Genomic DNA, 25,962 nt, shown 5'->3' on the forward strand with positions numbered 1-25,962 from the left:
ATGTGCCTTGGCATCCCCGGAAAGATCCTCAAGATCGATGACCACGCAAAAAAGCTGGCGACGGTCGATGTCAGCGGCGTCAGGCGGCAGATCAACATCGCCTGCATCGTCAACGAACACCATTCGGTAGACGACTGCGTCGGGGATTGGGTGCTGGTCCATGTCGGTTTCGCTATGAGCCGCATTGATGAAGATCAAGCAGCCGAAACCCTGAAAATCCTCACCGAACTCGGCGAAGCGCAAGCCGAGATGGAGTCCATGCGGCTGTCGGCGGTCCATTAGGAGGACATGAAATGTCCAGCGAAAGCGAACTGAAAGGTCTCTATCCGTTCCTACACGGCAAGGCCCAGGACCCAGAAAAAATGAATGCCGCACTGCTGCATTCCGTCGCCGAGAAGGCGCGCGATACGCGCGAAACCAACGAGCGCTTCTTCGGCGATCAGGCTGCCACTCTTGTCGCCGCCGCGCATACGCTGGCCGAGGTTTACCGGAAACACGGTCAGTTGTTCTCCATGGGCAATGGCGGCTCGAGTTGCGATGCGTCCCATGTCGCGGTCGAGTTCGTCCATCCCGTGACGGCCGGCAGGCCGGCGCTGGCCGCCACCAATCTCGTCGCCGATCTGGCGATGATTTCAGCAGTCGGCAACGACCTCGGCTTTGACCATGTCTTCGTCCGGCAGCTGCTTGCTCATGCCCGCAAGGGCGATGCGCTGATCGGCATTTCGACCAGCGGCAATTCGCAGAACCTGGTCTCCGCCTTTGCCAAGGCCAAGGAGATGGGCGTTCATACGATCGGGCTAGCTGGCGGCGATGGCGGTCGCATGAAATCGTCAGGTACTGTCGATCATCTGCTGGTCGTGCCATCGACCTCGATCCACCGCATCCAGGAATGCCACGTCGCCGCCTATCACATCCTGTGGGACCTCGTGCACACGCTGCTCGCCGACGAACGCGGCTCCGCCGCCGGAAAAGGGAGCGTCCAATGAAATACACCGACGAGTTCCGCGACCGCGAGAAAGCGAAAGTCCTGATCAAGGAAATCGACAAGCTCGCCGCCACCATCGAGATCGCCAGGACGAGGCCGATCAACATCATGGAAGTCTGTGGCGGCCACACCCATTCGATCTTCCGCTACGGGCTGGAAGGCATGCTGCCAGACGCCGTCGAGTTGGTGCATGGACCGGGCTGCCCGGTCTGCGTGCTGCCGATGGGCCGGGTCGACGATTGCGTGTCGATAGCCGAGCGGCCCGAAGTCATCTTCACTACTTTCGGCGACGCCATGCGTGTGCCCGGCTCGAAGAAGAGCCTGCAGCAAGCCAAGGCCGATGGCGCGGATGTGCGCATGGTCTATTCGCCGATGGACGCATTGTCGCTGGCCAGGAAGAACCTGGACCGTGAAGTGGTGTTCTTCGGCCTCGGCTTCGAGACCACCATGCCTTCCACGGCGCTGACCGTGCTGCAGGCCGAAGCCGACGGCATCAAGAATTTTTCGGTATTCTGCAACCACATCACCATCGTGCCGACGATCAAGGCGATCTTGGACAGTCCCGATCTGCATCTGGACGGCTTCCTCGGACCGGGCCATGTGTCGATGGTCATCGGCACCGCGCCCTACGAGTTCATCGCCGACTTTTACAAGCGGCCGATGGTCGTCGCCGGCTTTGAACCGCTGGATGTGCTGCAATCGGTCTGGATGGTGCTGAAGCAGATCAAGGATGGCCGTGCCGAGATTGAAAACCAGTATGCCCGCATCGTGCCGGAAGCAGGCAACAATGCAGCCCTCGCTGCCGTCGGCAAGGTCTACGAGCTGCGCGAATTCTTCGAATGGCGGGGGCTGGGCTCGATCGATCATTCCGGCGTCAAGGTGCGCGACGATTACGCCAGTTTCGATGCCGAGCGAAAATTCGCGATCCCAGGTGTTAAAATTGCGGACCCGAAATCCTGCCAGTGCGGCGAAGTGCTGAAGGGCGTCATCAAGCCGTGGCAGTGCAAGGTGTTCGGCACCGCTTGCACCCCGGAAATGCCGCTCGGCGCCTTGATGGTCTCGTCCGAAGGCGCTTGCGCCGCCTATTACCAGTATGGCGGTGTCAAGAAGCATACCGCTGCCCGGCCCAACGCCCAGCCGGTGGCCGTGTCATGAACATGCGACCACCTCCACCCAAACGCGTGCTGGGGCGTGTCTTCATTCCGACAGTGACGCTCGCCCACGGTGGTGGCGGCAAGGCGATGAAGGATCTCATCGACGACGTCTTCATCAGTGCCTTCGCCGGTGCCGCTCCGGAAGTGCTGGAAGACCAGGCCCGCTTCGATCTGACGATGCTGGCAACGCATGGCGACCGGCTGGCCTTCACCACCGATTCTTTCGTGGTCGACCCGCTGTTCTTTCCGGGCGGCGACATCGGCAAGCTCGCGGTCTACGGCACGGTCAATGACCTCGCGGTCGGTGGCGCCAAGCCGCTCTATCTGTCCTGCGCCGTGGTCATCGAGGAAGGCATGAAGGTCGAGATGCTGCGCCGTATTGCGCTTTCGATGGCCGAGGCCGCGCACGAAGCCGGCGTCACCATCGTCACCGGCGACACTAAGGTCGTGCAGCGCGGCGCTTGCGACAAGATCTTCATCACCACCACCGGCATCGGCATCATCCGGCCGGGGCTTAATCTCGGCATCGACCTGGTGAAACCGGGCGATGCCATTCTGGTCAACGGACTGCTGGGCGACCACGGCGCGGCGATCCTATGCGCGCGCGGCGACATGGAACTCGAGACATCGATCGCAAGCGATTGCGCGGCCTTGCACGGGCTGATCGAGGTGCTGCTCACAGCTGCGCCCGGCACGCGCTGTATCAGAGACGCGACGCGGGGCGGGGTTGCCACTGTGCTCAACGAAATAGCCGAGGCCTCCGGCGTGTCGATCGAGATCGAGGAGGCCTTGACCCCGCTGCGCGACGAAGTGCGCGGTTTCTGCGAGATTCTTGGTCTCGACCCGCTTTACCTCGCCAATGAAGGCAAAATCGTCATCGCGGTGCCAGCCGAGGAAAGTGCCGCCGCACTTGCCGCGTTGTCCATGCATCCGCTGGGGCACGGCTCGTCGATCATTGGCCATGCCGGCCGCGGTGAAGCGGGCCGCGTCACCATGGAGACTGTCTTCGGCGGCCGGCGCATCGTCGACATGCTGGTCGGCGAACAACTGCCGCGGATTTGCTGAGCATGACCCGAAAAAGTAGATCCCGGTTTTTCGACAAGGTCATGCTCGAAACGAGGAATGACTGATGCACGAGCTCGGCATCACCCGCAATATCGTCTCGATCGTCGAGGAGGCGGCGAAAGGCCGCCGCGTCAAACGCGTGACGCTCGACATCGGGCAGTTTTCCGGGGTGATGCCCGACGCCGTCCTGTTCTGCTTCGACATCGTCGCCAAGGGTACGCTGCTCGACGGCGCACGGCTCGACATCCAGAAAATAGCTGGACGTGCGCGTTGTCGCACTTGCGGCGAGTCTTTCGAGCCGGCGACCCTCTACCAGGCTTGCGCCTGCGGTTCCCGCGCCATCGACCGGTTGGCGGGCGAGGAGCTGAAGATCCGGGAAATGGAAATTGAGGAGGCTGCCTGATGTGCGGAACCTGTGGCTGCGGCACCGAGACCGAAACCCGCATTCTCAACCTGCAGACCGGTGAGGAAACGGCTCTCGGCGACGAGCATCGTCATACCCATGCGCACGATGGCGACGTGACGCATCGGCACGGTCACGGTCATGACCACAGCCACGCGCATCCGCACGACCATGACGACGGTCATAGCCACGATCACGCGCATCCACACAGCCATGCCCATGACCATGCTCATGGCCATGAACACGGGCACGACCACGCGTCGGAGCATGCACACGAGCACCACCATCATCACGATCATCCCCACGACGACGCTGAGCTGCTCGGGCATGATCACGATCATTGGCATGACCATGATGACCCTGGTCGCGACCACGCGGACGGTCATCACCACCATGGCCACGGCCATGAACGGCACAGTCATGGCCCCACTACGGTGGTCGGACTCGAAGCGCAGATCCTGGCCAAGAATGATGCGCTCGCGGCTAGGAATCGCGGCTGGTTCGCCGGCCGTGAAATCCTGGCGCTGAACCTCGTCTCTTCGCCCGGCTCGGGCAAGACGACGCTGCTCGAACGCACCATCCGTGACCTAAAGGACAGGATACCGATCTCGGTCATCGAAGGCGATCAGGCGACAGCCAATGACGGCGAGCGCATCCGAGCTGCCGGTGCCGACGCCATCCAGGTCAACACCGGCGCCGGCTGCCATCTCGAAGCCGACATGGTGGCCAAGGGGCTTGCTGAACTCAGGCCGGCCTTCGGTTCCGTCGTCATGATCGAGAATGTCGGCAATCTTGTTTGCCCGGCAATGTTCGATCTCGGCGAGCACGCCAAGGTGGTCATCCTCTCGGTCACCGAGGGCGACGACAAACCGCTGAAATATCCGCATATGTTCCGGGCCGCCGAGATCATGGTCATCAACAAGATCGATCTCTTGCCGCATGTCGATTTCAACGTCGCGGTGGCGATCGCCAACGCGCGCCAGGTCAACCCCGAGATCGTCTCGCTCAGCTTGTCGGCAAGGACGGGAGAGGGGCTCGGTGGCTGGTACGACTGGCTTCACCACGAGGCGGCGGAAGCAAGGCTTTAAGGCGCAAGACTGCGCAGGAACAACTATGCCAAAGCGGCGTTGGATTTGGGAGGAAAAAGACATGAGGGAAGCATGCGCATCTGCGCCCCCGAAGCCCCCGCGAGCGCCTGAACGACGATTCCCGAATCCATTCGACGATCAACCGACGCGGCTCAAGACCAAGGTGGCGATAACCTATACCGCGCTCATCGGCGCTAATATCGCCGCCTGGATCTGGGCCTGGGTTGCCTTCGCCGACCGGCCCGCGCTGCTTGGGACCGCATTGCTCGCCTACATGTTCGGCCTTCGGCACGCTTTCGACGCCGACCACATCGCGGCCATTGACAATGTTGTGCGCAAGCTGATGCAGGAGGGCAAGAAGTCCTTTTCGGTCGGCTTCTTCTTTTCGCTCGGCCATTCAAGCATCGTCATCCTAGCCTCGATCGCGATCGCTGCGGCTGCAACGATGATGCAGGGCAGGCTGGAGGAATTTCGTGACATTGGCGGTGTGGTTGGCACCAGCGTGTCGGCGCTCTTCCTGTTGGCCATCGGCCTCGCCAATCTTTTCATCCTCAGGGCCATATGGGCGGCTTTCACCCGTGCACGCCACGGTCAAAAGATCGTCGACGAGGACCTTGATGCTTTGCTCGCCGGGCGTGGCTTCATCGCGCGCATTTTCCGCCCGCTGTTCGGCATCGTTTCGCGCTCATGGCACATGTACCCGATCGGCTTCCTGTTCGGCCTCGGCTTTGACACTGCGACCGAGATTGGCCTGCTCGGTATTTCAGCGACGCAAGCCGCGCAAGGAATGTCGTTTTGGACGGTTCTTATTTTTCCTGCACTGTTTACCGTCGGCATGTCGCTGATGGACACCACCGACAGCGTACTGATGACCGGCGCCTATGGCTGGGCCTATGTCAACCCGATCCGCAAGCTGTGGTACAATCTCACAATCACTGCGGCTTCGGTTGCCGTCGCCGTCTTCATTGGCGGTCTCGAAGCGCTTGGCCTAATCGCCGACAAGCTTGGACTGCGGGGTGGATTCTGGGTCTTTGTCGGCGAGATGAACGACAACCTCGCAAATTTCGGATACGCCGTCGTCGGCATCTTCATTGTGAGCTGGCTAGCCTCGGTAATTGTCTACCGGGCGAAGGGTTACGACAGGATGAGGCTGGAAAACACATAGGCCGCCGAAATGGGCGCCGACGGACGTCCCAATATGTCTAACTTAGCTCTGTTCACGGTATGGTCCCCGCAGGTTTGAGCGTTCAGAAGTCACTTTCTTTCTTGCCATCATTCGTCAGGCTGCTGCCGCCATCGTCAGAGCGATGAACATGATCCGGGTAAGGCTGCCCGGAAAGCCGACTTGGTTGGCCAAAATCGCTTCGCGTTGATCAGCGCTCGCCAGTGGGATCGCCGTTCGATTTGAGTGTGGTCGCACATGGCTACTGGCCAAAATGGCTTCCGGAACGCGTGTCCCTAACATGGCCACGACCTTAAATGGCGACTGGAACTGACGGAGTGTCCGCGCTTGAACCGATCGATCGCACCATCTGCTCTTCTCTGCGAGTTCACTGCATTTCACTGCATGAGCTCAGCATGATTGCGATTTTTCGCGCCGATGTATGGCGACCCCGGCGGTAATCTCTGAAGTTTAATCAGAACAGACCGCTCCTAACTCTGCCGGTTTGGAAGGCTCACTTGAACTGCTCCCACATCGAGACCTTCGGAGCCACATAATAGGTTTCGGCGCCGGCCACCTCGAACTCGGCCAACCTCATCAACTGATGAGCTGCACTGTCGACATTGAAGCGCCAGAACGGTCGCTCCAGTTCTGGAATGGATTGTGTTGGCGAGGCACGATTGAGTCGCTGCAGCAAGTGCCCCAGCTTGAATTGGAGGATTACCACGCGGCCCTTGTCCTTGAAGCCGACGTCGAAGCCGATCTCCTTCTCATGAAGCAGGTTGGGAAGAAAGGGTGTCGGCGACAGGCCGACGCTGTTGAGCAACGCATAAGCGTGTTGATCGTGAGCATCGGTTGGTCGCCGCCGAAGGCGCGATCGACAAGGGCTGCCCCATCGTCCGGCAGGCCGGTCCGCTGCCGAATCTTGTCGGCGACGCTCTTCACGGCCTCGAGAACGGCATGGAAATAATTGTCCGAAAGCAACTCTTCTCGGCAAAAGCGCAGGACATCGGGGTGAACGCCGCGGCTTGTCAGATCGGCCCTCAACTCGAGCGCACGGCGCGTCGCTTGCGAAAGCGTCTCGGCCGCGTCGACGGCGTCCAGTGCGCCGGAAGCGCCGACGGCCAACCCGGCGAACGCCAAGGCGCGGTTGAGGTTAAGCCGCATAGGTTCGAAGCGTTCCGGTTCACGGGCGAAGCGCTCCGGCTTCATCGCCTTGCGGATGAAGGCAACGATGTGGGTGCGCGCCCGACGATTGTTCTGTTCATTGGCGAACGCGTTATACAATCTGTGACGCTTGGTCATTTGCGGATCGGTATCAACGATCTTGACCGTCGTCAGGCTGTATAGGCAGTGATCAATGTCATGTTGGCAGTCTGATTGCTCGAGAGGTCGTGCTCCCGGCAAGGTCTAAGCCTCGCGCTTTACGAAGTTATCTAACTTGACGGACTATCACGTCGTCCGCGGGAAAGCGGATTGGGCGCATCTATAAATGAATGCCTATGCAAGCCCCCTCACCGATACGTTTATCGCCGTCAATGCCGAGATCAGTCCGGCGTGCCGCACGAGGCCTACTGCCGCATTTGATCGCAATTTGGGCTTCACGGCGCGATCGTAAACTGCGAGACACTCGGCCGACGTCAGACGAGAAGAATAGAGCACGCCGTCGACAGCGAAGCGATCATAGAGCGCCTTGCTAAGTCGACGGCCGGCGGCCTGGTGCTTGGCACGGGCGGCGTTGGTCGTCACACCGAGCTTTACCAGACCCGTCGTTCGCAGGTCTATGACCGTGAGCGGCTCTATGGCCGATACTTCCGACACGACCCAGTCCTCGACCTCCGTAATGTCGAGAACGCGCTTGGTTCTCCCTTCGAATCTATCGCGGACCACGGTTTCAGCGATAGCTGTGGTGAGATTGCGTGCGAGATAGATCAACTGGAACGAGTTGTCGGGCGCAGCGAAGCGCGTCTGCCCGAACCCCATGCCGAGCGGCGTGGCGGCATGGGATTTGGGCATGACGCGCAAATAGGCTTTGGGCCAAAAGGGAAGCGCAAGGTCCGCAACGACTTTGGGATCCAGCTTCACGGTCAGGCGAAATCACGTGCGGCTGCAGCGAGAACTTCGGGAACATGCCCCTGCTTCAGCCGGTCGAGCGGCGTCCCCCCGATGCTGGGCTTGGGCTGAATCAGCCAATGCCATGCAACACGGGGATTGCTGATAATCCGCGTGACTTCGGACATTCCCTCGACTGGCCGGCCGTCGACGAACTGGGCCAGGGGGAAGACATGCTTTCGCTCTCCCTTGAGCAGTCCGATGACCGCGCCGCGCTTGTGCCAGTCGTGCAATGTCGACCGGCGCGTGCCAAAGGACTTCTCGATCTCGCTTGGCCCAGCGACTGGTCCCGCCCAATCTTCGAGGCGAACCGGCGTCGTATATGCGAAAAGCCGCCGCCGACCCTCTTCGATATCCACCACCTCGCCGCGGCCAGCGCCTTGGCTAACCTCGACGGGCAACTTGACGTCGAACTGAATCAGCCCCTGATCGTCATGGCCGGCAAGATCCGCTGCGACAGTGCCCATCGCCTCGACCAGCTTCTTCCGATGGGCGAGAATTTGGCGCTGCTGTTGGTCCGAAAGCCGAACAGTGGCCGCGGTGACCGCGGCCACGACCCTGCTCTTGCCTTTTAGCACCGACCTGGAAATTCCCGGATTATGCCGTGCCAGCACGTCGAGAATGTCGGCAACCGCAGCGCTGCTCACATTCACCTGCTTGGCGGCCTCGGATTTCCGAACTGTTGCGACCATGATCGCCTCCATTGCGTATGTCGCATATATAGTCCGGATTGTCCGGATTGTCTAGATTGCGCGCTGCCCCAGATTCATACATCCCCTGTCGGCGCCGCCAAGACAATAATCGGGAGACAGATAGCTGAGCGATACCGGCGCTGCAATTAATACGGATGACGAGCGCTACAAGTCCATCGTCCGCAAGCATGTGGTCCTGCCGATCGTCGGCCGCCGCATCCCGATTGTCGCCGATCAGTATCGGGATCCGACGGCCGGTACGGGTGCAGTGAAGATGACCCCAGCGCATGGTTCAACGACTTCGGGGCCGGCAAGCGGTGGGGCCTGTGTGTCGTCAACATCCTGACGCCTGATGCGCATCACCATCAAGGACGCGGTCATCTTCCCAGGCGGGCGATGAAATTCCCGGTGCGGTTGGTGTTCGCAAGTTGCGTTTCGGCGCCAGGGGAAAGGGCTAACGCGGTGGAGCCCGCGTGATTTACTACTGGTACAGCGAGGAGGCGCCAATCTATGCGCTTCTGGCGTATGAAAAGAACGAGAAAACCGACGTGAAGCCGGAAGAGGCCAAGCCGTAGCCGCGTTCGCGAAAGCGATCAAGGCAGTGAACAAGAGCAAGAGATGAGCGAAATGACGAAGTTTGGAGCGGACCTGATCCAGACGATGTCCGACGCGCAGGCTCACTCAGGGCAAGGACGTTCCGTGAATGCAGTCCATGCGGTTGATGTCGGCACAGTTTCCTCTGGCTGATCAAATGTCTGCACTCATTTGGGAATGGCCGCTTGGCGCAAAAGTATTCCCCACTGAGCCGACTTTCCGAATTGGCTTAACTTCCAAATTTGTGGCTTTGCCTGCATTGCGGATCGCGGAGTTCCGACCACTCGCCCAAGGACATGCCATGGCCTTTCGTCTCTTTGTTCCGATCCTTGCCGGTGCAACGCTGCACGAGCGGCTGCTCGCCTGCATCGGGGCCATGATCGGCATCGCATTGACCGGCGTGATCAGTGCGCTGGCGAACGGGTCTGGCCCACATGTCGCACTGCTGGTTGCTCCAATGGGAGCATCGGCCGTGCTGCTCTTTGCCGTGCCTTCAAGCCCGCTGGCGCAACCTTGGTCGATTATCGGCGGCAATACGATTTCGGCGCTGGTCGGGGTGATCGTGGCGCATTTCGTGCATGAACCAGTCCTTGCCACCGGCATTGCGGTGGCGCTGGCCATCGCCGCCATGTCGTTCACGCGCTGCCTGCATCCGCCGGGCGGCGCCGCCGCCTTGACCGCAGTGTTCGGCGGACCGGCCGTCTTCAGCTCCGGCTTGCTGTTTCCCTTCGTTCCGGTAGCACTGAACTCGATCGTGCTGGTCGCACTCGGCTACGGCATCCACAAACTGTCGCGGCGCAACTATCCGCATGTGGCGGCCGCCGCCCTCAAAAGCACGCATGGAACCATCGATCCGCCGGCGCGGCAGCGGGTCGGCTTCCGGCCCGAGGATATCGATGCCGCGCTCGGCGCTCTCGAGGAAACCTTCGACATCGACCGCAACGATCTCGAGCGGCTGCTGCGGCAGGTCGAGTTGCAGGCTATGGTGCGCTCCCACCGGACCTTGCTGTGCAAGGACATCATGTCGCGCGATGTGATTTCGGTCGATGAACATGCGCCTGCCGACCAGGCGCGTCATTTGCTGCTCGATCACAACATCCGGACGCTGCCGGTGACCGACACCGAAGGCGGGCTGGTCGGTGTAGTTGGCCTGCGCGAGCTGACGAAGGCGACCGACAGGGTGAGGGCTGTGATGTCGAAGGCTGGCACCGCCTCTCCGGACACGCCGGCGATGAGCCTGCTGCCGGTGCTCACCGACGGCCGCAGCCATGCCGTGGTCATCGTCGATGCCGAGCGACGCATTCTTGGGCTGATCACCCAGACCGACCTGCTGGCGGCGGCAGCGCGCGCGCACATGGCCGACACAACGCTGGCAGCGGCATAAAATAGTGATCCGGATTTGCTCAATCCGGGAACTCGATCGGGCGCCAGTGAATATAGGGATAGCGGCATTAAGTGCGGCCTTCCGCCTAAGACGTTTCCTTTTATGAGTAGATCGACCTTCTGAAACGCGACCGCGCTTTCAACCGCGACCAAGAGCCTCTCAGCCGTTGACGTGCATCGCCTGCGGTTCGTTGCAGCGGGCGCCTGGCCTTGGCCTCTCGGTTGAGGGATACAGGCAACCTTTGTCGCTCTATAGCGACGCACACCGGGAGCGCGCAGATGTGAAGTCGATCGCATTGGCCAAGCTGGAGGCCAGCGACCGGAAGACTGAGGAACTCTCGGGCCTGCGGAAGATACTGCGCAAATTACTGACGGCTTCGCCAGCTCCGGCGACCGCTACGATGATGTACACGAAAAGCCTGTCGCGCTGACGATGGGCGAGAGGAACGGAGATATCCCTCTGAAGACCTAGATGTCGACAGCGGCGTCAACGTCACGATGGGCCTTCCATTCGTGCGGACGTCGCTGGGCCATGGAACGGCTCCGACCGGTTAATCGTGACGCTCTTCGTCAATCCGAAGCAGTTCAACAGCCAGGCCGAGCTCGCCGCATATCCGCGCATCGAGGACGAGGGCGCCGCCTGCCACCACTGTTGCCGTGAACGACATCAGCGAAGGACTGTGCGGCGCGTTCCGTCCGAGATTGGAACAGCTCTTGTTCCGCCCCGATTTATCCCGGTTTCAATAAGCATGCTGGCCGCAGGCAATTTATTGCGTGTCTCTGTTCCGGGGGTCCCTAAGATGGGGGCGAACCATCAGGGAACGCCGTGATACCTCTTGAGCTCAAGGTCACCGCCGCGCGCAGCCATCTCTGCGTTACATGGGATGACGGTGCGGTCTCGCTCATCCCGGCGTCCATGTTGCGAGCGCGCAGCCGGGCGGCGCAGCAGGTCCGGGCAGACATCGAGGGCGACGAACATTCGTTCGAGACTGTCACCGTGACGAGCGCAGAGGCGATCGGTTCATATGCCATACGTCTGGTTTTCTCCGACGGTCACGACCGGGGCATCTATCCCTGGAGCTATTTGCGCGAAATCGCCGATTCTGAGGCGTGAGGAACGAGAATGGATAATTTTGTCGAAGGGCTGTCGGAAGTCACCTGCGATGTGCTGGTGATCGGCGGCGGCACGGCCGGACCGATGGCGGCGCTCAAGGCGAAGCAGAAAAATCCCGCTCTGAATGTCGTCCTGCTCGAAAAGGCCAATGTGAAGCGTTCCGGAGCTATCTGCATGGGCATGGACGGGCTGAACAACGCCGTCGTCCCGGGATATGCGACGCCCGAGCAATACACCAAGGAGATCACCATCGCCAATGACGGCATAGTCGATCAGGCGCCGGTCTTCAAATATGCCTCGCGCTGCTATGACATCATCCAGGAACTCGATCGTTTCGGTATCCGTTTCCAGATGAACGCCAATGGCGATTTCGACCTGAAGAAGGTCCACCATCTCGGAACCTATGTGCTGCCGATGCCGAATGGCGATACCGTCAAGAAGGCGCTCTACCGGCAGATCAAGCGCGAAAGGATATTGGTCTCCAACCGCTTCATGGCAACGCGCCTGTTGACCGCCAGCGACGGCAGGATCGCGGGCGCCATTGCTGTGAACACGCGCACGGCTGAATTCCTCGTGCTGCGCGCCAAGACCGTGATCCTGTGCATGGGCGCGGCGGGCCGGCTCGGATTGCCGCATTCCGGCTATCTCTTCGGAACCTATGAGAATCCGACCAATTCCGGTGACGGTTATGCCATGGCCTATCATGCGGGTGCCGCGCTCGCGAATCTCGAATGCTATCAGATCAATCCGCTGATCAAGGACTATAACGGCCCGGCTTGCGCTTACGTTGCCGGTCCGTTCGGAGCCTATACCGCCAACAGTGAAGGCAATCGCTTTATCGAAAGCGACTACTGGTCGGGACAGATGATGCAGGAATTCTACAACGAACTACAGTCGGGCAAGGGGCCGGTGTTCCTGAAGCTCAACCACCTTCATGCCGACACGGTCGGCGAGATCGAAGAGATCCTGCACAAGGTCGAGCGCCCGTCGCGCGGCCGGTTCCATCAGGCACGGGGCACCGATTACCGCGAAAAGATGATCGAAATGCACATCTCCGAAATCGGCTTCTGTTCGGGTCACAGCGCGTCGGGCGTTTTCGTCGATGAATTCGCCCGGACCACGGTCCCGGGCCTCTACGCCGCGGGCGACATGGCGAGCGTTCCCCACAACTATATGCTCGGCGCCTTCACCAACGGAGCTGTCGCCGGCGAGCACGCTGCCGAAGTCGCGCTGGAAACCGACCTTGCGGATTTCGACAGCGAGTTTGTCCGGGCGGAGCGCGAGCGGGTGTTGGCACCGACGCGGCGCGAGGATGGCATCCCGCCCAACCAGCTGGAATACAAGGCCCGGCGGCTGGTCAACGACTATCTGCAGCCGCCCAAGGTGACGGCCAGGATGCAGATCGGCCAGGCGCGGCTCGCGGAGATCAGGGATGATCTCGAAAACGCCCTTGTCGCACGCGACGCACATGAACTGATGCGTTCGCTCGAAGTGTCGTCCATTCTCGACTGCGCCGACATGGCGGCCCACGCCTCGCTCTTCCGGACGGAGAGCCGCTGGGGGCTCTATCACAACCGTGTCGATTATCCCCAAAAGGATGACGACAACTGGTTCTGCCATACGCTTCTGCGCAAGGTCGGCGGCCGCTCGGTTTCTGAGAAGCGGCCAATCCAACCCTACATCGTTCCGATCGAGAACGAGGAGCGGACGGCCTATGACCGTCTGCGCGTTTCCAATCAAGCCTGACGAGGAAGCCATGCCGCTTGCGCTTTCACCCACAACCGTTCCCGTCGTCGTGGACGAGGCGAAATGCATCGCCGACAAGGGCTGCACGGTCTGCGTCGATGTCTGCCCGCTGGATGTCCTGCGCATCAGCAATCTCACCGGCAAAGCCTATATGAAATTCGACGAGTGCTGGTACTGCATGCCGTGCGAGCAGGATTGTCCGACCGGCGCTGTAACCGTCAACATCCCCTATCTGTTGCGCTGACATGACTGCATTCGATCCCTTCGAAGATTTTGGCGACATCGAGGAAATCGGCGAGCGTCTGAACGATGCAGACGCGGCCGTGCGACGGCTTGCCGTGATCGACCTTGCCGAGACCGCGAGCGCGGATGTGCTGCCGCATCTCCTGACTGCCGTTGCCGACCCCGACGCGACCGTGCGGTTGCAGCTGGCGATTGCACTGTCCGAGTTCGACAGCGTTGAGGCGGCTGCGGGCCTTGCCCGTCTTGCGACGGATCAGGATTTGACGGTGGCCCAGGCGGCAGCCGATAGCCTTGCTGAGCTGAAGGATCCGGCGGTCGCTGTATCCATTCTGCCGCTCGTCAGTCATGGGCGCGCCTTCGTCCGGGCTGCCGGTTTTCGCGGGCTGAAAGCGTTGCGTTCGCGTGGGGCACTCGGCCCCGCTCTGGCGGCGATGCGGGATGAGGATGCCAATGTGCGCGCACAGGCGCTCGGCGTCGTTGCCTATCTCAAGCTGGAAGAGACCTTGCCGTCCCTCATCGCCGCAACGCGCGATGCCGATGCCACCGTTCGGTCCGTTGCGGTCAACGCCTTGTCCTTCACGAGCCAGCCCGCCGCAGCGGCCGCCGTGACGGCTGCCCTCGACGACGAGAACTGGCAGGTACGGGCTGCGGCGGCCGAATCCCTCGGCCGTATCGGGCAGACCTCGGCCGTCGACGGACTGAGCGCCGGCCTTTCCGACGAATACTGGCAGGTTCGGCAAAAATGCCTGAATGCGCTTGGCAAGCTCAAGGCGCAATCGGCGGTACGGCTGATTTCCGTGCTGTTGACGAGCGACATGGCCTCACTGCGTAAGGAGTCTGCGGCGGCGCTCGGTGAAATCGCCGATCCATCGTCGCGGGATGCTCTCATGGCGCATATCGGCGACGCCGATCCGGACGTACGCAAGACCGTTCGCTGGGCGCTAACCCGGCTCGGTTAGTGGAAGCCGAAACGCGGCCTCACCCGGCCGCGCGCTTCGAAACCATTTCCTTCAGCGCGTGCGGGCGTTCGATGCGGATATGGCGCGGCGTCACCGTTACCAGCCCTTCCTTTTGGAAGCGCTTCATCATCATCGTCACCCATTGGCGTGTGGAACCGACCATGGCCGCAATCTGGTCATGCGTCACCTTGGCATTGATGACGATTGCCCGTCCGTCGCGCACGCCATGAAGGGTACCGAGGTTCATCAGGAACTGCGCCAGACGTTCGATCACCGAACGCGTGCCGAGCATCTGAGCCATCGCCGAATAGCATCTGCCCTTCGCTGCAAGCCCCTGCAGAAGACAGAGCGCGAAATTCGGAAGCTCGACGACGAGCTTCTTCAACGCATTGGCCGGTATGAACAGCATCCGGCATTCACTCAGTGCTTCTCCGGACCAGATATGGATTCCACCGCCGGTCATTTCGGGGCCGCCAATGAAATGCCCCGCTGTCCAGTAGGCGAGGGTGATTTCGCGTCCTGACGGTGCCGTATAGAAGACGTGAACCTTGCCGCTTTCGATGATGAAAATGCCACCGTGCGTATCGCCTTGGGTGAAGATCGCCTGACCGGTCGCAAAAGCAAGACGTCGGCTATGCGTCCTCAGTTTCGCCCACTCGTCTGATGTCAGTGTATCGAGAAAATGCGCGCCGTCGTCGAGCCCTTCCACGCTTTCGCTGAGAAAGAGCGCCCGATCGCCGGGAAGTACGTCCTGCTCGGGCAGTTCGAGCACCGGCTCATGTTTCTTACGCTCAGCTTCCAAATCGGTCGAAAGCATTTCGAGGCTCATATCCGGCTCCTTGCACGTCGTGAAAACGCGTAAAAAGTATATAAATTCTATAGACAAAAAAGGAATATAATTGCGCCGTCCATGCCTGACGTAGATGATTCTTGTGCCCCAATTTCGAACGGCGCATCTAACCACTGGTTTTAGAACGACGATTTTAACTCGTGCGAAAACCGGCCGGATGCCCGCGCATCCAAGACCGGCTCCGAAATCGTGCAAGTAATTGCTTATGCCTTCAGCCGATCGGCACCTAAATTTGCGGGACAGCGGTTGGCAATCGCCACTGCGTCGGCAAATCCAGCCGCTGAATGCCGGCATCAAATCACGAGGTAGGAACCATGAATTTTCGCACACATTTGGCTGCCCTTGCCCTTGCCCTTGTGGCGGCCGGCTTTGCTTCTTCCGCGGATGCCGAAACCATCCGCGTGGCGATTGGGACGCAGGACACCACCATCAATACCGCCACGGGCGGATTGCTGATCCGTGAGTTGAAGCTGCTCGACAAATACCTGCCGCACGACGGCAAGTATAAAGACGTCACCTATGATATTCAGTGGAAGAACTTCACGAGCGGCGCGCCGATCACCAATGAGCAGATCGCCGGAAAGCTTGATTTCGGCGTGATGGCGGATTTCCCCGGCTCGTTCAACGGCCTCGCCCATATCAAGGCAGGAAGAAAGAGCCTGTTCATCACCGTGCTGTCCGGCAGCGTGAACGGCAGCGGCAATGGCATTGTCGTGCCGACCGCTTCGCCCATCCAGTCGCTCTCGGAGCTCAAGGGCAAGACCATCTCCGTCCCATTCGCATCGACCTCACACGGCATGCTGCTGCGTGCCGTCAAGGCACAGGGCTGGGACGCCGAAAGCGACGTGAAGATCATCACCCAGGCGCCTGAAGTTGCCGGCGCGGCCCTCCAGGCAAACCAGATCGAGGCGCATGCCGATTTTGTCCCCTTTGCCGAACTCTTCCCCTGGCGCGGCTTCGCCCGCAAGATCTATGACGGATCGCAGGCAAAGACGCCCACTTTCCACGGTGCCCTGGTCGATGGCAACTATGCCGAAAAATATCCCGAGATCGTTGTTGCCTATCTTCGCGCCGCAATCGAGGCCAATCAGTTGATCGCCAAGGAGCCGGAGAAATACAGTGAGCTGATCGCCAGGGTGACGGGCGTCGAAGCCGAGGTCGAATACCTGTTCCATGGACCGCTCGGGCTTCAGACCCGGGATCTCACCTGGAAGCCGGAATACCGCCAGGCTGTCGCCACTGCGATCGACACCTTGAGGCTCCTGAAAAAGACCGACCAGTCGCTCGACGTGAACAGCTTTGTCGATGACCGGTTCATAAAGGCCGCATTCAAGGCGTCTGGGCTCGACTATGATGCCTCGCTCACGAACTATGCCCAACTGCCTTTGAACGCCAAGGATGCTGCCACCGGTGAGGCGATCAGCGATCCCAAGCGCGTTGCTGAGATCTGGGTCCAGGGTGAGCCGCTCGTCCGACACTATGCGTCGCCGCAGAACGCATTCAAGGCGCTCAAGGCCATTGAAGGCGAGGGGAAACCGGTCCGGGTTTTTTATGCGCAGGACCGTGAAAGCGGCATCAAGCTGCTCGGCAATCAGGCCTGGTTCGTGCGTGCCGACGGCGGTGAAGTCAGCGCCTTCCTGCTAAAGGAAAACGCCGAGAAATGGGCCAGGGATCATGGTGGCAAGGTGCTGGATTTCGCTGCCGCCAAGGCCTCGATCATAGCCAGCAACTGAGGCTGGCCATGACGCGTTTCCACCTTGGGCGCTGGTTGCGCCGGGCCGGATCCCTCGCCATCTGCCTCATTCTCTGGCAGATGGCATCGAGCCTCAGACTGAATCTCGGCATTGTCACGTTCGAGAATGTGCCATTGCCCGTGGATGTCGGGTCGGCAGCATTGGATTTCCTGCGCTCGCCCAAGTTCTTTGCCCATATTTCGAGCAGCCTGGAAAGGGTTCTGGCGGGCTATGGCATCGCCGCCGTGATCGGTATCGGCCTCGGCCTCGTCATCGGTCGCTCGCGGTGGCTCGGAGATTTCCTGCAAGCTCCGCTCGAGCTCCTGCGGCCGATCCCGGCCGTCGCCTGGATTCCGCTTGCGGTTCTGATGTTTCCGTCGTCGGAACTCTCGATGATTTTCATCACCTTCACGGGCGCGTTGTTTCCGATCCTGCTCAACACCGTCCATGGCGTGGAAAGCGTCGATCCAAGGTTGATCGCCTCCGCGCGCAGCCTTGGGAGCACCCGGACGGCGATGCTGTTGGAAGTCATTATTCCAGGCGCCGCGCCGAACATCGTCACGGGCCTGGTCATCGGCATGGGCACGTCCTGGTTTTGTCTCGTCACCGCCGAGATGATCGCCGGCCAGTTCGGTATCGGTTACTACACCTGGGAATCCTACACGCTGCAAAACTATCCTGAAATCATCGTCGGCATGATCCTGATCGGGCTGTTCGGCATGGGAAGCAGCGCCCTCTTGCGAGCGGCAGGGGCGGCACTTCTTCCATGGTACACGAAGGACAGCAAATGACGACCCATCAGCGCAGCTTTCGCGCGGCAACCGGCCGTATCGAGGCCAATCATGTTTCGATCCGGCTCGGTCGCGGCAGCAGTGCGTTCGAAGCCGTCACTGATGCGAGCTTCGAAGTCTCTCCCGGCGAATTCGTCTGTCTTCTGGGGCCATCCGGCTGCGGGAAGTCGACCCTGCTCGGCGCCTTGGCGGGACACATCAAGCCAGCTGCCGGCGTCCTTTCGGTCGATGGAGAGCCCGTAAAAGACCCCCATCCGGAACGCGGCATCGTTTTCCAGCACCACACGCTCTTTCCGTGGAAGAATGCGCGCGACAACGTCGCTTTCGGCCTCAAGATGCGCGGCGTCAAGCGCGGGCAACGGCGTCTCGAGGCGGAGAAAATGCTCGATCTCGTCGGTCTGAACGGCTTTGCTGGGCGCTATCCAAGCCAGCTGTCCGGCGGCATGCAGCAACGCGTCGAGATCGCGCGTGTTCTCGTCAATCAGCCACGGCTGCTGCTGATGGACGAGCCCTTCGGGGCGCTCGATGCCCTGACACGGCTTCGAATGCAGGAATTGCTGCTCGATATCTGGGAGCAATTCCGCAAGACGATCCTATTCGTCACCCATGATATCGACGAAGCTCTGCTGCTCGCCGACCGGATCATCGTCATGCAGGCCCAGCCCGGCCGGATCCACGAGGAAATCACCGTGCCTTTCGAGAGGCCGCGCATGACCGAGATCATCGCCTCGGGCGAGTTCATGCGCCTGAAACAGCATTGCCTGCATCTGCTTCACAGTGACAGACGAGCGGATACTTTGCCCCGGCTTTCTCCCTTGGGCTTGTGAGTGAGTGTCGAGGCAGTCTTGACAGTCGCCATCCGGGCGAACCTCAACGGTTCATGAACTCGGGAATCTGTGGGCTCCGTATCCGTCCTTAAAATTGGCCAAGATTACAGCTTGGGCCGATAGGCCAATACCTGTCGTAGGATGAGGAATGTCGAAGCCTTTGCTTGCGCGGCCTGACATCATAAGAAGTCGGCCGAGAATGCGATGTACTCCTGTCCGACCGAGATCTATGCGGTCGTCTGGAAGGATCCGCACAAGGGCAGTTGCCGGCTAGGGCTGCGATAGCCCGGAGGTCAACGAGGCTGAGGCGCTGCTTGAAGCCATGTCGACGGTCAGGCACTGCGGCGAGCGAGTTCGGCGTCAGCATCGTTTCCAGTCCGCGCCACGCCAAGCCAGGACAAAACCTCGTCGCGAAGCCGAATGAAATTCGGATCGGAGCGGTCGCGAGACACGGCCTCGGTCACGGGCAGAATCGTGGCGATCCGCCCAGGGTGGGGATGCATGATGACGATCCGATCTCCGAGATAGACCGCTTCATCGACGTCGTGCGTGACGAGCACGGCGGTCGTGCCCTCGTGCCGGACGATCCGCTGAAGCTCGTCCTGCAAGCGCAGCCGGGTCAGCGCGTCAAGGGCCCCCAGCGGCTCGTCAAGCAGCAGAAAGCGCGGCTTCGTCACGAGCGCACGGGCGATTGCCACACGCTGTGCCATTCCGCCCGACAATTGGGCAGGATAGGCTTTGGCGAATTGATCGAGGCCGACGAGATGCAGATGATCGCGAACGAGTTCGCCTCTCTCGGCAGCGCCCAACCGGCTTTGGCGCAGCGCGGCCGCGACATTGGCCTCGACATTGAGCCAGGGCAATAGCCTATGCTCCTGGAAAACGATCGAGCGGTCGAGACCCGGCCGTTCCACCCTCTGTCCATCGACCCGGATGTCGCCGTCGTAATCAGTGTCGAGGCCAAGCACGAGCCGCAGCAAGGTGGACTTGCCGCAACCCGAGGCTCCCACGATGCTGACGAACTCCCCTTTGTCGACGGCAAGATGGATATGGGACAGCGCCTGAACCTGACGGCCGGCGACACTGAACCTCTTGCTGACGTCGGCAATCTCCAATGCGTGGCTTTGGCCACGTCCCCGTTCGGAAATGGCGACAGGGCGGCTCATGGGATCCTCCAGCGCAGAAGACGACGCTCCAGGGAGCCGGCGATGACATTGAAGACCACGCCGACGCCACCGAGGAGGAGAACGCACAGCAGCAATAGATCCATGTGGAACAGGTGCTGGCCCTCGTTCATGCGCCCGCCGATACCTGGTGCGATGTTGAGCAAAAGCTCGGCCCCCACCGTCGCGGTCCAGGCGTAGATCAGCGCGGCATGAAGGCCGGTGAAGATTTGCGGCAACGCACCCGGAAGGGCGATGATCCGGGCGAAATCGAACCAGCTGAAGGTCAGCACGTCGGCAAGCTCGCGATAGCTGCGTGGGATGCCGGACACGCCCTGCCAGGTGTTGATCAAGGTCGGCTGGAACGCCGCGAGCGCGATGAAGACGATCTTGCCGGCCTCACCTCCGCCGAACCACATCGAGATCAGGGGAACCCAAGCGAAGAGGGCGATCTGGCGATGTACCAGCAGCACCGGCCCGAGCAGGCGTTCGATGAGGCGGGAAAATCCGATCGCCAGACCAAGCGCGATTCCGGCCACGCTTCCACACACGAAACCGATCAGGTCACGCTCCAGGCTCGCCAGAAGATTGAACCCCAGGCCACCGCGGCTGAACTCTGCCACGCCGCGGGCCACCACCTCCTCCAGTGACGGTAGAAACCGCGGGTCAGCAGCGCCGGCACGGGCGAGCAACTCCCAAATCACAAGCAGCGCGATTGGTACCGCAAGCGGCCGCAAATGTCGGCCGATGAAGCGGAGGGGCGGCGGTGCGATGTGCGACAGCCGCTCCCGACCCGCAATCGCGATCAGGCTCATTGTGGGGTCTCCGGACGCCAACGTTGCAGATGGTTTTCGGCAAGCGTGAGCAGGCCATGGATCACCAATCCGATCAGGCCGACCACGATCATGGCCGAAAGAACGAGTTCCAATTGAAAGAGCTGGCGGCCATAGGCCATCAGGTATCCGAGCCCTTCGAACGATGCGATGAGTTCAACCGCAACCAAGGTTTGCCAGCCGTTGGCAAGGCCTTCTCGCAGCCCTGTAAAGATCGACGGGACGGCGGAGGGCAGCACGATCATCGTGAGTTTCGACCAGCGGCTGAACGAAAGGACACGGCTAAGCTCCACATAAGCCTCCGGAACGTCGCGCACGCCCTGAGATGTGTTCAGTACCACTGGAATGAAAGCTGACCATCCGATGACGATGATCTTCAAGCCTTCGTCAATGCCGACGATGAGAATGACGATCGGCATCCAGCCGAGGGTTGGGACCTGGCTGAGGGTCAGGAACAGCGGGTCGACGAATTCGCGAAGGGTCTTCGACAGGCCAACCGCCGTGCCGAAGACGAGGCCCGCCAGCGCACCGGCAGCAAATCCCTCCGCAACGCGCTCAAGGCTCGTCACCGTGCTGGAAAGCAGCGAGCCGTCCTGGAGGCCTTCCAACAAAGTGTCGAACACGATCCACGGAGGCGGCAGGATCTGCTCTGGCAATTGGTCGAGCAGAGCGGCGACGGTCCAAGCCGTCAGAAGCCCTAGCGGCACTACGAGGCCGAGAGCCAGGACGCCAGCGGCCGGGAGAATGCGCCGGCGAGTGGGGGCAGCACTGGTGCTGTCCTCATGCCCGGTCTGGACCGCGGCTTGGCCGCCGCTCATCTTAATTGCTCGCCGCTTTTGTGTGTTCGACCTCACCCTCGGCCACTTTCTGGCCCTTTGCGTCAAAGGTGGACCAATAGTTTTCGAGTTTGAGATCTAGCAGGGCCTGCTTGAGGTACTTGGTCTCGAACCAACTGTCGATGTCGACGTCCTTCTTGACCAGGCCATAGGCTTTGGCGCGCTCGGCCTGGTCCTTGTAGCGCGCGATGATGAAGTCATCGACGATCGGCGACAGGCGATGGGCCAGGCGTTCGTCCTTGAAATCGGCTTCGAAGCTTTCGACTGGCAGGCCGGCCTTCGACCAGAGCTCGAAGACTGCCTGGCGATTGGCCTCGTCTGAGCCGAACCGCGCGGCCTTGACGAAGGCGCGCACGACCTTGGCGGTGAATTCCGGGTGGGCCTTCTCGAACTCCGCGGTGACGAGGAGCCCGGAGTTGCGCCCAAGCGTCGGGTCGTCGTTCTTGGTCGAGTAGATGATCTTGACCGCGCCGCGCTTGGCGAGGTCGAGATATTCCGAGCCGCCGAAGGAAGCCTCCACATTGCCCGACACGAGCGCGGCCGTGGCGGCATTCGAGTCGAGGCTGACGAAGCGGATGTCCTTTTCGGTGAGGCCGTGCTTTTCGAGAACGCGGTCGGTGGCGATCTGCAAATTGGTGCCGCGGAATTGCGCCACCTTATGGCCCTTCAGATCTTCCACTGTCTTGAGTTGCGAATCCGGGGGCACTGCGAGATACAGCGCATCGTGGCTGCCGGCTGAGGCCAGATATTTCGTCTGCAGGCCGCGCGAGCGGCCGACGATCGAAGGCAGGTCGCCGAGGCCGGCGGCGAAATCGAGCTGTCCAGCAGCGAGCGACTCGTTGAGGGCCGGGCCGGCGCCGCGGAAGAAGGTCCAGGTGATCTTTGTGTCCGGCACGTCCTTGAACTCGGCCTCGACAAGCTGCTGCACATTGGCCACGGCGACGTAGTCGCCATAGGCATAGGGCCGGTCGTCGATGCCGGTTCCAGGATAGCCGATGCGGATGAGGGTCTCGGCCGACGCGGGAGCGGTGGCGAGAAGGCCGGCGATCAGGGCTGCGATATGCGCGAATTTCATGAGCGAGGATCCTTGCTGGAGGGAAGCGTCAGGCGGCGTTGGCGACGGCGTCGCGAACTAGCTTCTTGCGGGTGACGCTGCGGCGGCCGTCGACGCTCACCGGTACGTCGCCGTCGAGAGTGGTGCGGCGCACGACACGGGCGCGGTCGCCATAGTCGTTGACGGCGTAATGCTGGGTGGCACGGTTGTCCCAAATGGCGACGTCGTTCGCTCGCCAGCGCCAGCGCACCGTGTTTTCAATCCGCAGGACATGAGACTGGAGGAGGGCGTAGAGCTGCTCGGAATCGCTCTTCGAATAGCCCACGAAACGCTGCACGAAAGAGCCGAGGATGAGCGAGCGCTCGCCGGTCTCCGGATGGACGCGCACCACGGGATGGTCGGTCTCGTAGACGGTGGAAGCAAAAACCTCTTCATAGTGGCGGCGATCGGCCTCGCTGGCATGCGGGCGCTGTGCGGCATAGTCATAGGCATTGCTATGGGTTGCCCACAGCTGTTCAGCGGTCGCCTTGAGCGCTGGTGGCAGGCTCTCGTAGGCGGCCACGGTGTTGGACCAAACCGTATCGCCGCCGACCTCGGGAATGGTCACGCCGCGCAGGATCGAGATCTTGGGATAGGCGTCGACGAAGGTGACGTCGGTGTGCCAGGCATCGGCGCGGCCACCTCGTGACGCGTCAAGTTCAAGGATCGACGTCGTGCCGTTGCGTACATGCTCGGTCGGATGTGGAACGAGATTGCCGAGTCGCTTGGAAAAGCGCTCCTGCTCGGCATCGGTCAGTTGATCCTGGTCGCGGAAGAAGATCACCTTGTGCTGTAGCAGAGCGGCATTGACGGCTGCTATCGTCTCGTCGGAAAGGTCGCCCGAAAGCTTGATGCCGGCGATCTCGGCGCCGATCCGGCCGGCGACCGGTTTGATCGTCAGCGAGGATGTATATGCGGTGGCTTGGGTTGATGTGGTCATGATGGACTGCTCCTTGGTTGGGCCGCCGGCGTGGCTCGGCCCTTTGCCGGGTTCGTTGACTGGGAATGGGGGTTACTCGGCCGCCTGACTGTCAGGCTCGCGGTGAGCGGCACGATGAGCGGGATGCTTCAACCCGAGGTTCTCGCGAAGGGTACGGCCCTCATATTCGGTGCGGAACAGTCCGCGGCGCCGCAGCTCGGGGACGACCAGCTCGATGAAATCGTCGAGCCCGCCGGGCACGGTCGGCGGCATAATGTTGAAGCCGTCGGCACCGCCTTTGTTGAAGCGCTCTTCGAGCTCGTTTGCGATGGTCTCAGCCGTTCCGACAAGCTGCCAATGGCCGCGTGCCCCGGCGATGGTCTCGTAGAGCTGACGGATGGTGAGATTTTCCCGCCGGGCGAGATCGATGATCAATTGCTGGCGGCTCTTGCCGCGCTCGGTCTCGCTCAAGTCCGGTAGCGGCCCGTCGAGGGGATAGGCGGAAAGATCGACCCCGCCAGAGAGGTTTGACAGCAGCTCCAGCCCGACGTCGGGATGGATCAGCGACTGGATCTCCTCGAACTTTTCGCGCGCCTCAGCTTCGGTTCGTCCTACCACCGGAAAGACGCCCGGCATGATCTTCAAATCATCGGGACGGCGACCATACTTTTCGAGGCGGCCCTTGAGGTCGGCATAGAAGCTCTGTGCCTCCGGTAGTGTCCGCTGGGCGGTGAAGACAACCTCCGCGGTGCGGGCCGCCAGCTCCTTGCCCGCCTCCGAGGAGCCCGCCTGGACGACAATCGGGTGACCCTGCGGCGAGCGCGAGACCGTCAGCGGCCCGCGTACTCGGAAATGCCTTCCGCGGTGCCCGAGGACATGCAGTTTCTCCGGATCGAAGAACAGGCCGCTATCCTTGTCGCGCAGGAAGGCATCATCCTCCCAGCTGTTCCATAGGCCGAGCACGACATCGGCGAACTCTTCCGCCCTTGAATAGCGGTCCTGATGGGCGAACTGGCTGATGTTGCCGAAATTCTGCAATTCGAGCGGATTGGATGAGGTCACGAGGTTCCAGCCGGCCCTGCCGTCACTGATCTGATCGAGCGAGGCGAATTTGCGTGCCAGGTTGAACGGCTCATTGAACGTGGTGGAGGCTGTTGCCACCAGGCCGATGCGTTCCGTCACTACGGCGAGCGCCGACAGCAGCGTCAAAGGCTCGAAGCCGACCGCCCATTCATCAGTCCGGGAGAGGGATTTGAGATCATCCGTATGGGCCGCGACCCCATCAGCCAGGAAGATCAGGTCGAATTTCGCGCGCTCTGCCGCCTGGGCAAATGCGATGCGCTGCCTGAGGCTCGTCGTCGCATCCGCGGCCGTGTCCGGGTGGCGCCATGCCGCCACATGGTGGCCAGCTGGATACATAAAGGCGCCAAGCCGCAGCTTTCCAACCTTGCTCACCTTCAGTCTCCTTTTCAGTCAACAATAGAAATTCACGATGAGGACGACGCTTTACGGGAGTGTGCGATCTGTCAGGATTTCGGCGGCGTTGCTGTCGGCCAACAAGTTGCCGGAGTCGTCTTTCGGCCGTACAATGCCTAGGCGGCCAGGCTGATGCTGCCCGTCTCTCCAACCAGCCGACATGCCTCGACCACGGCTTGTTCCGTGCGGTTGCGGATGGCTTCGGATATGATGACGCCATCGGCGAAGTCCCGGTCAGAGGCGTAGATTCCTGTCGGGATGGTCAACGCCTCGAAGAAGCCGAAGAGCGGCCGAAGCTGATGTTCCACGACGAGGGAATGACGTTCGCCGCCCCCAGTCGCCGCGAGGATGATTGGCTTTCCCTTAAGCGAGGTCGGCTCGAGCAGATCGAAGAAATGCTTGAATAGCCCAGTGTAGCTGCCTTTGAACGTCGGCGAGCCGATCACCAGGACAGCGGCGCCCGTCAATTGTTCGACGATGTTTCGGGCCGATGGATCGAGATCGCTAAGCCGCCTGGCCTGTGCGAAGGAGGGGCCGAAATTCTCGATATCGAAAGTAGCCGAAGATGCGCCGATCTTCTTCGCTACCTGCCCGACTATGTGGCCGACGAATGCTCTCGTCTTCGAAGGACGAGTAAGATTGCCCGACACCCCTATCACGAACTTTTTCGACATTTCTGGCTCCTCAAAGCGATCAGCGCCACTTAACTCTATCGATTCCATAGAATTAAAAGAGAGAGCG

General features: G+C 61.0%; 29 protein-coding genes and 2 pseudogenes. 19 read left to right on the plus strand and 12 right to left on the minus strand.

What is annotated here, in order from left to right; translation table 11 throughout:
• The 7 genes from NKH02_RS23705 to NKH02_RS23735 all read left to right on the plus strand — a co-directional run bounded on the left by NKH02_RS23705 (position 1) and on the right by NKH02_RS23735 (position 5,860).
• Positions 1-282: a HypC/HybG/HupF family hydrogenase formation chaperone gene (locus NKH02_RS23705; RefSeq protein ID WP_352881887.1), complete on the plus strand. Its 282-nt coding sequence runs from the start codon at positions 1-3 to the stop codon at positions 280-282.
• 11 nt (positions 283-293) lie between these two features.
• Positions 294-986 (plus strand): D-sedoheptulose-7-phosphate isomerase, encoded by a 693-nt coding sequence (locus NKH02_RS23710; protein ID WP_352881890.1) that lies wholly within the window; start codon positions 294-296, stop codon positions 984-986.
• Positions 983-2,140, plus strand: a complete 1,158-nt coding sequence (gene hypD / locus NKH02_RS23715; protein WP_352881893.1) for a hydrogenase formation protein HypD — start codon at positions 983-985, stop codon at positions 2,138-2,140. Before NKH02_RS23710 ends, hypD begins: the two co-directional genes overlap by 4 nt.
• Positions 2,137-3,204, plus strand: coding sequence for a hydrogenase expression/formation protein HypE (gene hypE, locus NKH02_RS23720; protein WP_352881896.1), 1,068 nt, complete (start codon positions 2,137-2,139; stop codon positions 3,202-3,204). The genes hypD and hypE overlap by 4 nt, the downstream gene beginning before the upstream one ends.
• Positions 3,205-3,268: 64 nt before the next feature.
• Positions 3,269-3,607, plus strand: coding sequence for a hydrogenase maturation nickel metallochaperone HypA (gene hypA / locus NKH02_RS23725; protein WP_352881899.1), 339 nt, complete (start codon positions 3,269-3,271; stop codon positions 3,605-3,607).
• The gene (gene hypB / locus NKH02_RS23730; protein ID WP_352881901.1) at positions 3,607-4,695 is read left to right on the plus strand and encodes a hydrogenase nickel incorporation protein HypB; all 1,089 of its coding nucleotides are present in this window, start codon (positions 3,607-3,609) and stop codon (positions 4,693-4,695) included. Before hypA ends, hypB begins: the two co-directional genes overlap by 1 nt.
• 163 nt (positions 4,696-4,858) lie before the next feature.
• Positions 4,859-5,860, plus strand: coding sequence for a HoxN/HupN/NixA family nickel/cobalt transporter (locus NKH02_RS23735; RefSeq protein ID WP_502913857.1), 1,002 nt, complete (start codon positions 4,859-4,861; stop codon positions 5,858-5,860).
• A 511-nt stretch (positions 5,861-6,371) separates the two neighbouring features.
• On the opposite strand, the gene NKH02_RS23740 is transcribed toward NKH02_RS23735, so the two are convergent.
• From NKH02_RS23740 to NKH02_RS23755, 4 genes are all read right to left on the minus strand, one after another.
• On the minus strand, positions 6,372-6,683 hold the full coding sequence (locus NKH02_RS23740) for a hypothetical protein (RefSeq protein ID WP_352881983.1): 312 nt from the start codon (positions 6,681-6,683) through the stop codon (positions 6,372-6,374).
• Complete coding sequence (locus tag NKH02_RS23745; protein ID WP_352881906.1) at positions 6,578-7,162, minus strand: TIGR02391 family protein; 585 nt, start codon at positions 7,160-7,162, stop codon at positions 6,578-6,580. Before NKH02_RS23745 ends, NKH02_RS23740 begins: the two co-directional genes overlap by 106 nt.
• 195 nt (positions 7,163-7,357) lie before the next feature.
• Entirely contained in the window at positions 7,358-7,942 is a 585-nt protein-coding gene (locus NKH02_RS23750; protein WP_352881908.1) for an RES family NAD+ phosphorylase, read from the minus strand.
• Positions 7,943-7,944: 2 nt separating this feature from the next.
• Entirely contained in the window at positions 7,945-8,673 is a 729-nt protein-coding gene (locus tag NKH02_RS23755) for an antitoxin Xre/MbcA/ParS-like domain-containing protein (protein WP_352881911.1), read from the minus strand.
• 112 nt (positions 8,674-8,785) lie between these two features.
• Here NKH02_RS23755 and NKH02_RS23760 point away from each other — a divergent pair.
• The 9 genes and pseudogenes from NKH02_RS23760 to NKH02_RS23800 all read left to right on the plus strand — a co-directional run.
• Positions 8,786-9,015: pseudogene (locus NKH02_RS23760) on the plus strand (hypothetical protein); the annotation flags it as partial.
• Positions 9,016-9,556: 541 nt separating this feature from the next.
• Positions 9,557-10,639 carry an HPP family protein gene (locus NKH02_RS23765; RefSeq protein ID WP_352881913.1) on the plus strand — a complete coding sequence of 361 codons (1,083 nt, stop codon included), beginning with the start codon at positions 9,557-9,559 and terminating at the stop codon, positions 10,637-10,639.
• 190 nt (positions 10,640-10,829) lie between these two features.
• Complete coding sequence (locus tag NKH02_RS23770) at positions 10,830-11,069, plus strand: MerR family DNA-binding protein (RefSeq protein WP_502913858.1); 240 nt, start codon at positions 10,830-10,832, stop codon at positions 11,067-11,069.
• A gap of 67 nt (positions 11,070-11,136) precedes the next feature.
• Complete coding sequence (locus tag NKH02_RS23775; protein WP_352726026.1) at positions 11,137-11,193, plus strand: hypothetical protein; 57 nt, start codon at positions 11,137-11,139, stop codon at positions 11,191-11,193.
• Positions 11,181-11,337 (plus strand): annotated as a pseudogene (locus NKH02_RS23780) (pantoate--beta-alanine ligase); the annotation flags it as partial. The gene NKH02_RS23775 and the pseudogene NKH02_RS23780, both read left to right, overlap by 13 nt.
• A 127-nt stretch (positions 11,338-11,464) precedes the next feature.
• On the plus strand, positions 11,465-11,752 hold the full coding sequence (locus NKH02_RS23785) for a gamma-butyrobetaine hydroxylase-like domain-containing protein (RefSeq protein WP_352881917.1): 288 nt from the start codon (positions 11,465-11,467) through the stop codon (positions 11,750-11,752).
• A gap of 9 nt (positions 11,753-11,761) precedes the next feature.
• Complete coding sequence (locus tag NKH02_RS23790; RefSeq protein WP_352881920.1) at positions 11,762-13,498, plus strand: fumarate reductase/succinate dehydrogenase flavoprotein subunit; 1,737 nt, start codon at positions 11,762-11,764, stop codon at positions 13,496-13,498.
• A gap of 10 nt (positions 13,499-13,508) precedes the next feature.
• Complete coding sequence (locus NKH02_RS23795; protein WP_352881923.1) at positions 13,509-13,742, plus strand: 4Fe-4S dicluster domain-containing protein; 234 nt, start codon at positions 13,509-13,511, stop codon at positions 13,740-13,742.
• A gap of 1 nt (position 13,743) precedes the next feature.
• Positions 13,744-14,700: a HEAT repeat domain-containing protein gene (locus NKH02_RS23800; RefSeq protein WP_352881925.1), complete on the plus strand. Its 957-nt coding sequence runs from the start codon at positions 13,744-13,746 to the stop codon at positions 14,698-14,700.
• Positions 14,701-14,719: 19 nt separating this feature from the next.
• On the opposite strand, the gene NKH02_RS23805 is transcribed toward NKH02_RS23800, so the two are convergent.
• On the minus strand, positions 14,720-15,844 hold the full coding sequence (locus NKH02_RS23805; RefSeq protein ID WP_352881928.1) for a Crp/Fnr family transcriptional regulator: 1,125 nt from the start codon (positions 15,842-15,844) through the stop codon (positions 14,720-14,722).
• Between the two features lie 20 nt (positions 15,845-15,864).
• On the opposite strand from NKH02_RS23805, the gene NKH02_RS23810 reads away from it, so the two are divergent.
• From NKH02_RS23810 to NKH02_RS23820, 3 genes are read left to right on the plus strand one after another with little or no spacing between them, the layout of a single operon-like run.
• Positions 15,865-17,283: an ABC transporter substrate-binding protein gene (locus tag NKH02_RS23810; protein ID WP_352881932.1), complete on the plus strand. Its 1,419-nt coding sequence runs from the start codon at positions 15,865-15,867 to the stop codon at positions 17,281-17,283.
• 8 nt (positions 17,284-17,291) lie between these two features.
• Complete coding sequence (locus NKH02_RS23815) at positions 17,292-18,074, plus strand: ABC transporter permease (RefSeq protein WP_352881934.1); 783 nt, start codon at positions 17,292-17,294, stop codon at positions 18,072-18,074.
• A complete protein-coding gene (locus tag NKH02_RS23820) occupies positions 18,071-18,901 on the plus strand; it encodes an ABC transporter ATP-binding protein (protein WP_352881937.1) in 831 nt (276 codons plus the stop codon). Before NKH02_RS23815 ends, NKH02_RS23820 begins: the two co-directional genes overlap by 4 nt.
• A gap of 332 nt (positions 18,902-19,233) precedes the next feature.
• Here NKH02_RS23820 and NKH02_RS23825 read toward each other — a convergent pair whose 3' ends face one another.
• The 7 genes from NKH02_RS23825 to msuE all read right to left on the minus strand — a co-directional run bounded on the left by NKH02_RS23825 (position 19,234) and on the right by msuE (position 25,895).
• Positions 19,234-20,067 carry an ABC transporter ATP-binding protein gene (locus NKH02_RS23825; protein WP_352881938.1) on the minus strand — a complete coding sequence of 278 codons (834 nt, stop codon included), beginning with the start codon at positions 20,065-20,067 and terminating at the stop codon, positions 19,234-19,236.
• On the minus strand, positions 20,064-20,879 hold the full coding sequence (locus NKH02_RS23830) for an ABC transporter permease (RefSeq protein WP_352881939.1): 816 nt from the start codon (positions 20,877-20,879) through the stop codon (positions 20,064-20,066). Before NKH02_RS23830 ends, NKH02_RS23825 begins: the two co-directional genes overlap by 4 nt.
• Entirely contained in the window at positions 20,876-21,715 is an 840-nt protein-coding gene (locus NKH02_RS23835) for an ABC transporter permease (RefSeq protein ID WP_352881941.1), read from the minus strand. Before NKH02_RS23835 ends, NKH02_RS23830 begins: the two co-directional genes overlap by 4 nt.
• A 1-nt stretch (position 21,716) precedes the next feature.
• Entirely contained in the window at positions 21,717-22,808 is a 1,092-nt protein-coding gene (locus tag NKH02_RS23840) for an ABC transporter substrate-binding protein (RefSeq protein WP_352881943.1), read from the minus strand.
• Between the two features lie 28 nt (positions 22,809-22,836).
• Positions 22,837-23,766 (minus strand): TauD/TfdA dioxygenase family protein, encoded by a 930-nt coding sequence (locus tag NKH02_RS23845; RefSeq protein WP_352881945.1) that lies wholly within the window; start codon positions 23,764-23,766, stop codon positions 22,837-22,839.
• Positions 23,767-23,838: 72 nt separating this feature from the next.
• A complete protein-coding gene (locus tag NKH02_RS23850; RefSeq protein WP_352881979.1) occupies positions 23,839-25,164 on the minus strand; it encodes an LLM class flavin-dependent oxidoreductase in 1,326 nt (441 codons plus the stop codon).
• Between the two features lie 173 nt (positions 25,165-25,337).
• A complete protein-coding gene (gene msuE, locus NKH02_RS23855) occupies positions 25,338-25,895 on the minus strand; it encodes an FMN reductase (protein WP_352881981.1) in 558 nt (185 codons plus the stop codon).
• Positions 25,896-25,962 lie beyond the last annotated feature (67 nt).

Origin of the sequence: Mesorhizobium sp. M1396 (genome assembly GCF_040317725.1) — a bacterium.
In the GTDB taxonomy this organism is placed as follows: domain Bacteria; phylum Pseudomonadota; class Alphaproteobacteria; order Rhizobiales; family Rhizobiaceae; genus Mesorhizobium.

Coding starts and splice junctions, on each gene's coding strand:
- NKH02_RS23840 (WP_352881943.1), bottom strand. CDS start 22,808: ATGAAATTCGCGCATATCGCAGCCCTGATCGCCGGCCTTCTCGCCACC.
- NKH02_RS23835 (WP_352881941.1), bottom strand. CDS start 21,715: ATGAGCGGCGGCCAAGCCGCGGTCCAGACCGGGCATGAGGACAGCACC.
- NKH02_RS23810 (WP_352881932.1), top strand. CDS start 15,865: ATGAATTTTCGCACACATTTGGCTGCCCTTGCCCTTGCCCTTGTGGCG.
- hypD (WP_352881893.1), top strand. CDS start 983: ATGAAATACACCGACGAGTTCCGCGACCGCGAGAAAGCGAAAGTCCTG.
- NKH02_RS23705 (WP_352881887.1), top strand. CDS start 1: ATGTGCCTTGGCATCCCCGGAAAGATCCTCAAGATCGATGACCACGCA.
- msuE (WP_352881981.1), bottom strand. CDS start 25,895: ATGTCGAAAAAGTTCGTGATAGGGGTGTCGGGCAATCTTACTCGTCCT.
- NKH02_RS23820 (WP_352881937.1), top strand. CDS start 18,071: ATGACGACCCATCAGCGCAGCTTTCGCGCGGCAACCGGCCGTATCGAG.
- hypB (WP_352881901.1), top strand. CDS start 3,607: ATGTGCGGAACCTGTGGCTGCGGCACCGAGACCGAAACCCGCATTCTC.
- NKH02_RS23755 (WP_352881911.1), bottom strand. CDS start 8,673: ATGGAGGCGATCATGGTCGCAACAGTTCGGAAATCCGAGGCCGCCAAG.
- NKH02_RS23845 (WP_352881945.1), bottom strand. CDS start 23,766: ATGACCACATCAACCCAAGCCACCGCATATACATCCTCGCTGACGATC.
- NKH02_RS23825 (WP_352881938.1), bottom strand. CDS start 20,067: ATGAGCCGCCCTGTCGCCATTTCCGAACGGGGACGTGGCCAAAGCCAC.
- NKH02_RS23805 (WP_352881928.1), bottom strand. CDS start 15,844: ATGCCGGCATTCAGCGGCTGGATTTGCCGACGCAGTGGCGATTGCCAA.
- NKH02_RS23800 (WP_352881925.1), top strand. CDS start 13,744: ATGACTGCATTCGATCCCTTCGAAGATTTTGGCGACATCGAGGAAATC.
- NKH02_RS23745 (WP_352881906.1), bottom strand. CDS start 7,162: ATGACCAAGCGTCACAGATTGTATAACGCGTTCGCCAATGAACAGAAC.
- NKH02_RS23790 (WP_352881920.1), top strand. CDS start 11,762: ATGGATAATTTTGTCGAAGGGCTGTCGGAAGTCACCTGCGATGTGCTG.
- hypE (WP_352881896.1), top strand. CDS start 2,137: ATGAACATGCGACCACCTCCACCCAAACGCGTGCTGGGGCGTGTCTTC.
- NKH02_RS23815 (WP_352881934.1), top strand. CDS start 17,292: ATGACGCGTTTCCACCTTGGGCGCTGGTTGCGCCGGGCCGGATCCCTC.
- NKH02_RS23795 (WP_352881923.1), top strand. CDS start 13,509: ATGCCGCTTGCGCTTTCACCCACAACCGTTCCCGTCGTCGTGGACGAG.
- NKH02_RS23765 (WP_352881913.1), top strand. CDS start 9,557: ATGGCCTTTCGTCTCTTTGTTCCGATCCTTGCCGGTGCAACGCTGCAC.
- hypA (WP_352881899.1), top strand. CDS start 3,269: ATGCACGAGCTCGGCATCACCCGCAATATCGTCTCGATCGTCGAGGAG.
- NKH02_RS23710 (WP_352881890.1), top strand. CDS start 294: ATGTCCAGCGAAAGCGAACTGAAAGGTCTCTATCCGTTCCTACACGGC.
- NKH02_RS23830 (WP_352881939.1), bottom strand. CDS start 20,879: ATGAGCCTGATCGCGATTGCGGGTCGGGAGCGGCTGTCGCACATCGCA.
- NKH02_RS23850 (WP_352881979.1), bottom strand. CDS start 25,164: ATGTATCCAGCTGGCCACCATGTGGCGGCATGGCGCCACCCGGACACG.